Here is an 11393-nt window from a genome sequence, read left to right on the forward strand (position 1 = left end):
GTCAGTTGATTGCCAGGGCCGCCGTGTTGTTGGTGGTGTCCGGGTCGCACGGGAACTCGCCGGACTCCGGGTGGATGCTCACGGCACCGGTCGTGCCGGGCACCACGGTGTCGATCCGCAGCGAGAAGTCGTACGAGCGCTCGGTGTTCTCCAGCACCCAGTACGGCAGGGAGCAGTCGTAACGCGGCGCCCCCGTCTCCTGCGGGTAGTAGCCGCCGGAGAGGGTGTGCGGGGCGCAGCCGGACGGGACGCCGGTGACCTTGGTGCCCGCGGGGACGATCAGCCGGACCTTGGCGACGGGGTCGCCGGAGCCGAGGTTGCCGAGCCAGGCCGGGCCGTTGTTGCGGAACGTGAGCCGGGCCGTCACCGTCTCGCCCGCCGCACCGGTGACCGCGTCGCCGGTCACCGCGAAGTCCGCGGTGTTGTCGGCGCTGACGCCGACCACCCTGTAGTTGTCACCGCTCTCGAGGTCCTCGGCGCCCCCGCCGGGCTGGACGCTGATGTCGAGACGCTCGTTCATCGCGTACGGGGCGAGCACCGCCTTGAGCGGCTTGGGCAGCTCGAAGGAGTCCCCCGGCGCCAGCACCCGGTCGAAGGTGCACGCCGCGAAGGTCATCGGCGCGTACTCGCCGTCGTTGGACGTCGTGTAGGTGCAGCGCTTGTACTTGGTCAGCTTCTGGATGCCGTGGGAGGCCATGAACTTCAGCGTGAAGCCCTGCGCGCTTTCGTTGCCGTTGTTGGTCAGCCCGAACGGGAGTCGCACGGTGGAGCCAGGGGCGGCGTGCTCGACCGGGGCGATCTCCGCGAGCGACAGGTCCGGGCCGGAGGCGACGGTGAGCATGGTGTCGGAGTCGTCCGGCGTGGTGGTGAGGGTGCCGTCGGGGCCTCCGACAGCGGTCGCCGCGTAGGTGATCCGGCCGTGTGCCCCGCCCGCCGCCCCGTCCGCCGCGCGGACCGTGAGGTGGATCTGCCTGCTGTAGTCGCCGCCGATCACGGGCACCTCGGGCACGTGGCAGACGGCGGTCGTGCCGCTGGGCGTGCAGTTCTCCGGCCAGGTCACCTCCGCGACGCCCGCGACCCCGGAGACGTCCACGGTGACCTCGCCGTCGGTGACCGTGAAGTTGCCGTTGTCGTGGTAGATGCCGATGTCAAGCGTGCGCGACTGCGGTTCACCGCCGCCCGTGCCCGAGGGCAACGACAGTTCGGACGGGGCGTTGATCCACAGCTGGTCGGTCTCGGCGGCGTGCGCGGGTACGGCGAGACCGGCCACGAACAGGCCGGCCGCCGCGACGGCAGAGGCTCCGAGGCGCAGCGAGCGCCCGACGGAGTCAGATCGCATGACTCTTCCTCAAGGGTGTGGCCACATCAGTGGTGCACCGGGGTCTCCGGTGCACCCGTACGACGATCAAGGAAGAGCGAAGGTTGTACGGCCGCCCGCCCCAACTCCAGGCGATGTGGCGGCACTTCACGTTGCCCTCACAAGCGCGCGCGGAGGAACACGAGCGCCCCCTCGTCGTCGTCGGTCGCGCCGCCCTCGTGCCCGTTCCAAGGCCAGACGGCCATCTCCTTGGGCCCCGCGTACGCGTTGTACGCGGCGAAGACCGTCGAGGGCGGCGTGATCTCGTCCATCAGGGCCGCGGAGAAGCGGGCCGGTACCCGGGCGCGGGCCGCGAAGTTGACGCCGTCGAAGTAGGACAGGGTGCGCATGGCCCGCTCGGCGTTGCCGCGGTGGACGGCGAGATAGCGGCCGATCTCGCGGTACGGGTCCGCGTCCGTGATCACCGTGGCCCGGGGGAAGTCGCACAGGAACGGGACGTGCGCCACCAGGGCGCGGACCTCGGGAGCGAGGGCGGCCACGGCGAGCGCGGTGCCGCCGCCCTGGCTCGCGCCGATGACCGCGATCCGGCCGGGATCCACCGAGGGCAGCGTGCGGACCGCGTCCACGGCGCGGACGGCGTCCGTGAACAGGCGGCGGTAGTAGTAGGTGCGGGGGTCGTCGATGCCGCGGGTCATCATCCCGGGGGCCTGTGGGCCCGTGGTGCCGGAGTCGGGTGTGTCGCCGCGGCTCCAGCCCGAGCCCTGGCCCCGGGTGTCCATGTGCAAGTGGGCGAAGCCGGCGGACGCCCACAGCAGGTTGTCCAGGGCATGGCCCCGGCCGCCGCCGTAGCCGACGTACTGGACGACCGCGGGCAGCGGTCCCTCTGCGCCGCGCGGCAGGCGGAGCCAGGCCCGTACGGGCTCGCCGCCGAAACCGGGGAGGGTGACGTCGTAGACGGCCACGGTGCGCAGCCGCGGGCCGGACGCGGGAGTGACGGTGACGGACGCGGTCCCGGCGGCGCGCGCGTCGTCGAGCGTCGTGCGCCAGAAGTCGTCGAAGTCGGCGGGCGCGGTCTGGGTGCTGCGGTGGTCCCGGAGTTCGTCCTCGGGGAGATCGGTGAACAACGTCGGCTCCGTGGTCAGGGGGCGAGCGGCCGGTAGTCGAACCAGTCGATGTCGGCGACGGTGGTGGAGGGGGCGCCGTGGGCCGTGGCGTACGGGCCCAGCCAAACGCCGAGAAAGCCGCCCGCGCGCGGCGAACTGAGGAATGCGCCGTCCACGGCGGTCAGTTCGGTCTCCGCGTCCGGGCCCGCGCCGGCGGGGGCGTGACGCAGCCCGTAGCGCTGACCCTCGGCGTGGATGCGCAGCACCACCGGGCCGGGGGCCAACGACGCCTGCGCGACGATGCGTTGCTCGCCCCCGGTACGGACCGCGGCGAGCACGCGGCGGCCGCCGCGGCCGTCACCGGCCACCGCGAACACCACGTGGTCGGTCTCGGACTGGCGGACGGCTAGCCCCGCCCACTCCCGCGGCGTCCGGGGCGCCACGTCGAGCAGCGCGGACACGCTGACGTCGCGGTGCTGCTGGCGCCGGCCGAGGAAGCAGGGGGTGCCGACATCGGCGAGCGACGCGGGCCCGAGCGGCAGCCGGAGCGAACCGGGGCGTGCGGTGAGCGACCAGAAGGGTTCCGCGGTACGCACCTGGTTCCACCGGGGGTCCAGCCGGGGGCCGTCGAAGTCGTCTCGCACCGGATCCGGCTGGGGCCCGTCCGAAGGCCCGGCGGCCGTGGGCGGCCGGAAGGGGCCGAGCGTGGTGCCGACGCCGGGTGCGAAGAGCGGCCAGCCGTCCTCCCAGCGCACCGGGACGAGGAAGGTCTCCCGCCCGAGGTTGGGGTGGTAGCCGCCGTACGGGCGGCTGCCGAGCAGCACCGCCCACCACTCCCCCTCCGCCGTCCGCACCAGGTCGGCGTGGCCGACGCCCACGACGGGGAAGTCGCGGCCCAGGTGGCGGTGGGTGAACACCGGGTTGGCCGGGTTGCCGGTGTACGGGCCGGTGACGTTCTCGGCGCGGGCGACACTGACGGCGTGCCGGTGCTCGGTGCCGCCCTCGGCCGCCAGCAGGTAGTAACGGCCGTCCACCTTGTACAGGTGGGGCCCCTCGGCCCACGCGGCGCCGTGCAGCGCGCCGCGCCACAGCAGGTGCTCGGGGCCGGTGAGGGTCAGCGTCGCGGTGTCGAACTCCCGCAGCCATACGTCGGTCTGCCCCTCCCACTCCCCCGGCTCCGCGAGCCGTGTGCCGGTGCACCAGGCGCGGCCGTCGTCGTCGAAGAAGAGGGAGGGGTCGATGCCGGGCGCGTCGTCCAGCCACACCGGTTCGCTCCACGGCCCGGCGGGGTCGGTGGCGGTCACGACGAAGGTGCCGCCCCGCCCGCTGCCGCCGACCAGGGTGGTCACGACGTAGAACCGGCCCTGGTGGTGCCGGATGGTCGCGGCGAAGATCCCCTCCGAGGACGCCACGGTGCTCAGGTCCACCTGCGAGGGCCGGTCCAGGACATGCCCGATCGGCCGCCAGTGGACCAGGTCACGGCTGTGGAACACCGGGATGCCCGGGAAGTACTCGAAGGTCGAGGTGACCAGGTAGTGGTCCGCCCCGACCCGGCAGACGCTCGGGTCGGGATGGCAGCCCGGCAGGACGGGGTTGGCGACGGTCCCCGCCGCCGACCCCGTCCCTTCGGGCAGGCTCACCTGGACTCCTCCGGCGCGCCGGTGACCAGCGCGTGCAGCCGCCGGGTGTGGTCCACCTGCCGTGCCGGGCCGGTCAGTTCGGCCCGTACGGCGAACCGGACGTCGGTGCTGGACGCGGCCAGCCGCACCTCCAGCTCCCCCGGTTCCACGACACGGCGGCCGTCCCGGCCGGTGAAGGCGGCGACGTCGGCGGGGACCGTGACGTCGATGCGCCGCGCCTCCCCCGGCTCCAGCGGCACCCGCAGGTAGCCGACGAGGCGCTGCACCGGCTGGACGACGGAGGCGATCGGGTCGTGCAGGTAGACCTGGACGACCTCGCTGCCCGCGCGGCTTCCGGTGTTGCGGACCGTGAAGGACAGCTCCACCTCTCCGTCGGTGCCCGTGACGGGTCGGCCGTCGGCGGCGCCGTGCACCTGAGGCGCGGACCACTCGAAGGCCGTGTACGTCAGCCCGTGGCCGAAGCCGAAGGCGGCGGCGGGGTCGATGTTGGAGACCTCGCTGGCCCGCGCGAGCGGCGCGGCGAGGTACGTGGAGGGCTGGACACCCGGGTGCCGGGGCACGCTCACCGGCAGCCGCCCGGAGGGGTTGATCCGTCCGCTCAGCACTCCGGCGAGCGCCGGGGTGCCCTCCTGCCCCGGGAAGAAGGTCTGGACGACGGCCGCGGCCTCGTCCACGGCCCGCCCGAGGGCGTAGGGGCGGCCGGCCAGCAGGGTGAGCACGACGGGCGTCCCCGTGTCGAGGAGCGCGTCGAGCAGTCGCTGCTGGACGCCGGGCAGCGTCAGCGACTCCGCGTCGCAGCCCTCACCGCTGGTGCCGCGGCCGAAGAGCCCGGCACGGTCGCCGAGCGCGGCGACGACCACATCGGCGTCGCGGGCCGCCCTTGCGGCCGCCGCGATGCCGGAGACGTCGTCGTCGTCGATGCCGCAGCCGGCCACGGTCACGATCTCGGAGCCGGGGAACTCCGCCACCAGGGCCTGGCGCAGTGTGGGCAGGTCGATGCCGAGCGGGGTGTCCGGATGCTGCGCCCCGACGTGCACGGGGAAGGAGTAGCAGCCCAGCACGGCGGTCGGGGTCTCCGCCTGGGGACCGACGAGCGCGATGCGGGTGGGCCGCCCCAGGGGCAGGGTGCCGTCGTTGCTCAGTAGGACGGCGGACTGCTCGGCAAGGCGCCGGGACAGGTCCCGGTGGGCCGCGGAGTTCAGTTCGACGGTGCCGCGCAGGCCCTGCGGGTCGGTCAGGTCGGCGCCGGCGAGCGCGGACGGCACCGGGCTCCACCCGGGGTCGAGCAGGCCGAGCTGCGCCTTCTGGGTCAGGACACGGCGCAGTGCGCGGTCCACGAGCTTCTCGTCGACCAGGCCCGCGGCGACGGCGTCCCGCAGCGGCTGCCCGAAGGTCTTGACGGTGGGCAGTTCCACGTCCACACCGGCGTGCAGGGCGGTGCCCGCGGCGTCCGCCCAGTCGGCGGCGACACCGTGCAGGGTCTTGAGGAAGGCGATCCCGAAGTAGTCGGCGACCACGGTCCCGTCGAAGCCCCAGGTGTCGCGGAGCAGCCCGGTCAGCAGTTCCTCGTCGGCGGCCGAGGGCACGCCGTCGGTGTCGGTGTACGCGTGCATCACCGACCGGACGCCGCTCTCCCGGACCGCCATCTCGAACGGCGGCAGGACGACGTCGGCGCGCTCGCGCGGCCCCATGCTGACCGGCGCCAGGTTGCGCCCGGCTCGGGAGGCCGAGTAGCCCGCGAAGTGCTTGAGGGTGGCCACGATGCCCGCGGACTCCAGGCCCTGGATGTAGGCGGTGGCGATGGTCCCGACGAGGTAGGGGTCCTCGCCGATGGTCTCCTCGACCCGGCCCCAGCGCGCGTCGCGGACGACGTCGAGGACGGGGGCGAGGCCCTGGTGGACGCCGACCGAGCGCATGTCGCGGCCGATGGCCGCGGCCATCACCCGGACCAGCTCGGGGTCGAAGGAGGCGCCCCAGGACAGCGGGACGGGGTAGGTGGTCGCACCCCAGGCCGCGAAACCCGCGAGGCACTCCTCGTGGGCCATGGCCGGGATGCCGAACCGGTTGGCGGCGGCGATCCGTTCCTGGGTGCGCATCAGGGACAGCGCGCCCAGGGCGGGGTCGACGGGGACGGTTCCGAAGGGCCGGGTGAGTTGCCCGAGGCCGTCCGGCAGGAGCTCGTCCAGGCTGGGCGGCTCGTCCATGTCGTGCTGGTGGGGGGCGACTTCGGCGCCTTCGCCGGAGGCGCCGACCCAGACGCCGTAGAGCTGGGCGATCTTCTCGTCCAGGGTCATCTCGCGGATGAGCGCCTCGACGCGGGAGTCGGCGGTCACGTTGTCGTTCACTTTCCTCCGACGCCCATGAGCCCCTGTACCAGGGCACGGCGGGCGAACAGGTAGACGAGCAGGACGGGAATCGTGGACAGCACCACGGCGGCCAGCAGGCCGGGGATGTTGATGCCGTACTGGGTCCGGAAGTTGTAGAGGCCCAGCGTGATCACCTTGGTCTCCTCGGACTGGGTGAGCACCAGGGGGAACAGGAAGCCGTTCCAGGCCTGCAGGGCGGAGAAGACGACGATCGTCGACAGTCCGCTGCCGGACAGCGGCAGGACGAGCTGGAAGAAGGTCCGCCGGACGGACGCGCCGTCCATGGCCATCGCCTCGAACAGCTCGGAGGTGATGTCACGCATCGTGCCGGTCAGGATCAGCGTGCAGACCGGCAGGCAGAACGCCGCCGTCGGCAGGATGACGCCGATGAGGTTGTCGTACAGGCCGACCTTGCTGATGACGTAGAACATCGGGACGATCACGGCCTGCGCGGGGATGGCCAGGCCGAGCAGGAAGAGCCGGAACACCCCGGAGGTGCCGCGGCCCCGGTTGCGGACGATGGTGAACGCCAGCGGCGGCACGAGCAGCAGCACGATGGCCACCACGCTGACCGTGACGACGACCGTGTTGAGGAAGTACTGCCCGAAGCCGTTGCTGAAGTCCTGGATGTAGTTGTCCAGCGTGAAGGAACGGGGGAAGGACAGCGGGCCGCCCGCGCTGTACTCGGCGCGCGTCTGCACGGTGGCGCCCAGCATGACGTACAGCGGCATGCCCACCAGCGCGAGCCACAGCAGGGCGCCCAGGCCCGCCAAATAGTTGGGGCGTCGTCTCATCAGACACCCTCCTTGGTGCCGGCCATCTTGTCGTAGCCGGAGACGCGGACGACGATCAGCGAGATCACCGTGGCGACGACGACGAGCATCAGCGCGACCGCGGCGCCCGCGCCGAAGTCGAAGCCCTTGAAGGCCTTGTCGTACATGTAGTAGGCGCTGATGGTGGTGTCGGTGCCGGGGCCGCCCTGGGTGAGGATCAGCACCGTGTCGAAGGTGGTGAGACCGCCGACGATCATCAGGATCATCGAGGTGATGATCGAGTTGCGCAGCTGCGGCAGCGTGATGTGGAAGAACTGCCGTACGGTGCCGGCGCCGTCGATCTGCGCCGCCTGGTAGAGCACCTGCGGGATCGCCCGGGTCGCGCCCTGGTAGATCAGGGCGTGGAACGGGGTGAACTGCCAGGTGCTGACGAAGACCAGTACGCCGATCGCGGCGGTCTGCGTGCCGAAGAGGTTGCCGTCGCCGAACAGCCAGCGCGCCTGCGAGGGCACGCCGAAGTTGGGGTCGAGCAACGCCCGCCACAGCACCGACACGGCGGTCGCGGAGAGCAGCAGCGGCACGAAGAAGATCGCCGACAGCACGGCGCGGTTGCGCTGGGGACCGGCCGCCCAGACGCCGAGCAGGATGCTCAGCGGGGTCTGGACGACGACGCCCAGCACGGTGAGCAGCACGCTCAGCCAGAGGCTCTTGATCATCACCGGGTCCTGGAAGACCCGGACCCAGTTGTCGAAGCCCGTGTACTCGGGCGAGCCCAGTCCGCTCCAGGAGGTGAAGGAGAGGACCGCCACCAGCACCAGGGGCACGACGGCGAACAGGGCGAAGAAGATCGTGGCGGGGAGCGCCCAGGCAACGCCCGGCCGGCCGATGGAACGGCCGGCCGGGCGCTGCGTCTGCCGCTTGCCCGTCACGGTGGCAGTGAGGGAGACCATGCGGGACGTCGCTCTCAGGAGGTGGGCAGGGCCTGCATGGCCTTGATGAATCCGTCCGCGTCGATCTGGCCGTTGAAGAACTGCTGCACGGCCTGGTGGATCGGCGTGATGCCCGACGGCGGGTAGGCCTGGTCCCACGACAGCTGGAACGAGGGGGCCTTGTCGACGAGGTCGAACTGGTACTTCAGGTAATCCGGGTTGGCGGCCGTGTCGAGGAACTTGGTGGTGTTCGTGGTGGTGGGCAGGTTGCCGATGGCGAGCTGCTGCTTCACGAAGTCGTCGGAGTACATGAGCTTCAGGAAGTCCGCGACCGCGTCCGAGTACTTGGTCTTCTTCAGCACCGAGTAGAAGTTGTTGGTGTTGCCGACGACGTTCGCGGCGTCACCCTTGCCGCCGGCGACGGTCGGGAAGTTGGTGTAGCCGAGGTCGTTCTTGACGAAGTCCGGGCTGGCGTCCTGCTGCGTGGAGTACTCCCAGGAGCCCATGAGCTCGAAGCCCGCCTTGCCGCTCGCGAGGAGCTGCGGCGAACCGCCGTCGGTGAACTTCACCGAGTCGAAGTTGGTGCCGAAGGCACCGGCGTCGATGAGCTCCTTGAGCATGCTCAGCGCCTTCTTGCTGTCCTCGCTCTCCCAGGCGCTCTTGTCGCCGCCGAGGGCCTTGGTGAACAGCTCCGGGCCGGCGACGCGGTCGTAGAGGTACTCGAACCACATCAGGGTCGGCCACTGGTCGCCGCCGCCGAGCGCGATCGGGGTGACGCCCTTGGCCTTGAGCTTCTTGACCCCGTCGATGAGCTCGTCCCAGGTCTGCGGGGGCTGGACGCCCGCGTCCGCGAGGACCTTCTTGTTGTTGAACAGCAGCACCGGCTGGGTGCCGCGCATCGGCACGCCGTAGGACTTCCCGTCGACGACCGCGGTGTTGAAGACCGAGGACAGGAAGTTGTCCTTCAGGCCCGGGTCCTTCTTGATGAAGTCGTCGAGCGGGAGCAGCAGACCGGCCTTCACGAACGGCTGGATGCTGCCGCCACCCCAGTTGAAGAAGACGTCGGGGGCCTGCTTGGTGTTGATGACGGTCTGCAGCTTCTGCTGGTAGTCCGCACCCGGGACCGTGTCGAGGACCGCCTTGACCTTCGAGGTCTTGTTGAACTCGGCGACGATCGCCTTCTCCACCTTGTTCGCGGAGTCGCCGTACACGAGGACGTGAATCGTCCCGGAATCGCCTCCCGCGGAGGTGCCGTCACCGCCGCAGGCGGTCAGGGTCAGGCCCAGTGCCAGTGTCGCGCCGCCGGCGACGGCACGGGGGAACCACGCACGCTTCTTCATGATCGACCTCTCGAAAGTTTCGGCTACTTTGCCGAAATTCGCCTGACGAGGGACCGTAGGCTCCCCCTTCGCCAGGGTCAACAGCGTGGAATTGACGCGACCAAACCGTTACCGAACAGCGTTGCCCTATCCTGTGCCGCATGCGTGATGATGAGACCGAGGGCCGGATCACCCTGGCTGACGTGGCTTCGAAAGCGGGCGTGTCACTTTCGACAGTTTCGAAGGTGCTCAACGGACGTCCCGATGTGGCCGCGCCGACCCGGAGCAAGGTCGAACGGCTGCTGGAGGCGAACGGTTACCAGCGTCCCTCCCCCACCCAGCCCGAGTCACGGCTGATCGAGATCGTCTTCCACGAGCTCGAGAGCGTCTGGGCTATGGAGCTCATCCGGGGCGTGGAGAACGTCGCCAAGAGCCGCAACATGAGCGTGGTGCTCACCGAGAGCGGCACGCGGCACGCCCCCGGCCCCGAGTGGATCGAGGGCGTGCTGCGGCGCCGCCCGCTCGGCGTCGTCCTGGTCTTCTCCTCGCTGCCCGACGACATCAAGCGCAAGCTGCGCTCGCGGGCCATCAATTTCGTGATCATCGACCCGGCGGGCGACCCCGAACCCGACGTCCCGTCCGTGGGCTCGGCGAACTGGGCCGGCGGGGTCGCGGCCACCCGGCATCTCATCGACCTCGGCCACCGCCGCATCGGGATCATCACCGGACCTGACGACATGCTGTGCTCCCTGGCCCGCCTCGACGGCTTCCGCTCGGCCATGGGCATGGCGGGGCTCACCGTCGACAACGACCTGATCCGCTACGGGGACTTCCACGTCCAGGGCGGGCACGACGGCGCCCTCGCCCTGCTGGAGCAGCCCGACCCGCCCACCGCCATCTTCGCCGGCAGCGACCTGCAGGCGCTCGGCGTGCTGGAGGCGGCCAGGGTCAAGGGCCTGCAGGTGCCCCGCGACCTGTCGGTGGTGGGCTACGACGACATCCCGCTCGCCCAGTGGGCGAGCCCGTCGCTCACCACCGTCAACCAGCCGCTGGTCGAGATGGCCGAGGAGGCCGCCCGGATGCTGCTCCGGCTGTCGCAGCCCGACGAGATCGGCGACAAGAGCAACACCCGTATGGAGCTTGGCGTCAGACTGGTCGTCAGGAAGAGCACGGCGGCGCCGCGGAAGTCCGGGGAGGGGCGCGGGGACTGACTCCCGGCAGGGCGCGGGGCAGGCGCACGGCATCGTCCGCGGGAGCACGGGCCACCCGCGCGGAGGACTGTGTGACGAAGGCCACACCCGATGTCAACGCTCTTCGGAGTGGCGGTGATTACCGCGGGCGCGTGGCGGGAAATGCTCGCTATGGCCGAGGACAAGAGCCCGGTCGGCCCCGCTGGTGGGCGTTCTTCTGAGGGGGAGATGCACCCATGCGCACCCACGCACGACACAGCCGCGGCGAACGCTCGCTGGCGGTGCTCGAGGAGGAGCACGAACGTCGCGAGCCGTTCGAGCTGCTGACGGCGGACGACGCCGACGACGCCTTCGACGACGAGGGCTATGAGATCCTCCGGGTGCACTGCCCCGACTGTGCCCGCCCGATCGCCCTCCTCGCCGACGAGGACGTACTGCCACAGCACGCGCTGTGCGCCTCGCCGTGGAACCCGTTCGGGCTGACGGTCTGCCCCGGCTCGGGGCGTCCCGCCCCCGAGGCCACGGAGGCCGACGACGTCGCCCGGGGCGAGGACGCGCAGTGGGGCGCGCTGCTGACGCTCCCCGCGGGGCTGGACTGGCGCACGCAGCCGTTCTCCCACGTGGGCGGACCCGGTTCGCAGCCGATCCGGGTGCCGTTCCAGCGAGCGGCCTGACCCGCGGCCCACCTCGTACGCACGGTGGGGGGGGGGGGGGGGGGGGGGGGGGGGGGGGGGGGGGGGGGGGGGGGGGGGGGG

Annotated in this window: 9 protein-coding genes; 2 read left to right on the forward strand and 7 right to left on the reverse strand. The window is 71.4% G+C overall.

The window, feature by feature from the left end:
- Nucleotide 1 precedes the first annotated feature (1 nt).
- From AC3EUJ_RS19760 to AC3EUJ_RS19790, 7 genes are all read right to left on the reverse strand, one after another.
- Nucleotides 2–1339, reverse strand: a complete 1338-nt coding sequence (locus tag AC3EUJ_RS19760) for a COG1361 family protein (protein ID WP_431963089.1) — start codon at nt 1337–1339, stop codon at nt 2–4.
- A gap of 137 nt (nt 1340–1476) precedes the next feature.
- Complete coding sequence (locus AC3EUJ_RS19765; protein WP_431963091.1) at nt 1477–2442, reverse strand: acetylxylan esterase; 966 nt, start codon at nt 2440–2442, stop codon at nt 1477–1479.
- 14 nt (nt 2443–2456) lie between these two features.
- On the reverse strand, nt 2457–4061 hold the full coding sequence (locus tag AC3EUJ_RS19770; RefSeq protein WP_431963093.1) for a glycoside hydrolase family 43 protein: 1605 nt from the start codon (nt 4059–4061) through the stop codon (nt 2457–2459).
- On the reverse strand, nt 4058–6406 hold the full coding sequence (locus tag AC3EUJ_RS19775) for a beta-xylosidase/alpha-l-arabinosidase (RefSeq protein WP_488180965.1): 2349 nt from the start codon (nt 6404–6406) through the stop codon (nt 4058–4060). Before AC3EUJ_RS19775 ends, AC3EUJ_RS19770 begins: the two co-directional genes overlap by 4 nt.
- On the reverse strand, nt 6403–7221 hold the full coding sequence (locus tag AC3EUJ_RS19780) for a carbohydrate ABC transporter permease (protein WP_431963095.1): 819 nt from the start codon (nt 7219–7221) through the stop codon (nt 6403–6405). Before AC3EUJ_RS19780 ends, AC3EUJ_RS19775 begins: the two co-directional genes overlap by 4 nt.
- A complete protein-coding gene (locus AC3EUJ_RS19785; RefSeq protein ID WP_431963097.1) occupies nt 7221–8150 on the reverse strand; it encodes a carbohydrate ABC transporter permease in 930 nt (309 codons plus the stop codon). The genes AC3EUJ_RS19780 and AC3EUJ_RS19785 overlap by 1 nt, the downstream gene beginning before the upstream one ends.
- 14 nt (nt 8151–8164) lie before the next feature.
- The gene (locus tag AC3EUJ_RS19790) at nt 8165–9469 is read right to left on the reverse strand and encodes an ABC transporter substrate-binding protein (RefSeq protein ID WP_431963099.1); all 1305 of its coding nucleotides are present in this window, start codon (nt 9467–9469) and stop codon (nt 8165–8167) included.
- 140 nt (nt 9470–9609) lie between these two features.
- Here AC3EUJ_RS19790 and AC3EUJ_RS19795 point away from each other — a divergent pair, with 140 nt between their 5' ends.
- Together AC3EUJ_RS19795 and AC3EUJ_RS19800 are read left to right on the forward strand one after the other, a co-directional pair.
- On the forward strand, nt 9610–10659 hold the full coding sequence (locus tag AC3EUJ_RS19795; protein WP_431963101.1) for a LacI family DNA-binding transcriptional regulator: 1050 nt from the start codon (nt 9610–9612) through the stop codon (nt 10657–10659).
- A 215-nt stretch (nt 10660–10874) separates the two neighbouring features.
- Complete coding sequence (locus tag AC3EUJ_RS19800; protein WP_431963103.1) at nt 10875–11312, forward strand: hypothetical protein; 438 nt, start codon at nt 10875–10877, stop codon at nt 11310–11312.
- Nucleotides 11313–11393: the final 81 nt, after the last annotated feature.

The organism is Actinacidiphila sp. bgisy160 (assembly GCF_057707815.1).

Excerpts from the sequence above, each read along its gene's own strand:
- AC3EUJ_RS19760 (WP_431963089.1), bottom strand. The coding sequence starts at position 1,339 with ATGCGATCTGACTCCGTCGGGCGCTCGCTGCGCCTCGGAGCCTCTGCC.
- AC3EUJ_RS19780 (WP_431963095.1), bottom strand. The coding sequence starts at position 7,221 with ATGAGACGACGCCCCAACTATTTGGCGGGCCTGGGCGCCCTGCTGTGG.
- AC3EUJ_RS19785 (WP_431963097.1), bottom strand. The coding sequence starts at position 8,150 with ATGGTCTCCCTCACTGCCACCGTGACGGGCAAGCGGCAGACGCAGCGC.
- AC3EUJ_RS19790 (WP_431963099.1), bottom strand. The coding sequence starts at position 9,469 with ATGAAGAAGCGTGCGTGGTTCCCCCGTGCCGTCGCCGGCGGCGCGACA.
- AC3EUJ_RS19795 (WP_431963101.1), top strand. The coding sequence starts at position 9,610 with ATGCGTGATGATGAGACCGAGGGCCGGATCACCCTGGCTGACGTGGCT.
- AC3EUJ_RS19800 (WP_431963103.1), top strand. The coding sequence starts at position 10,875 with ATGCGCACCCACGCACGACACAGCCGCGGCGAACGCTCGCTGGCGGTG.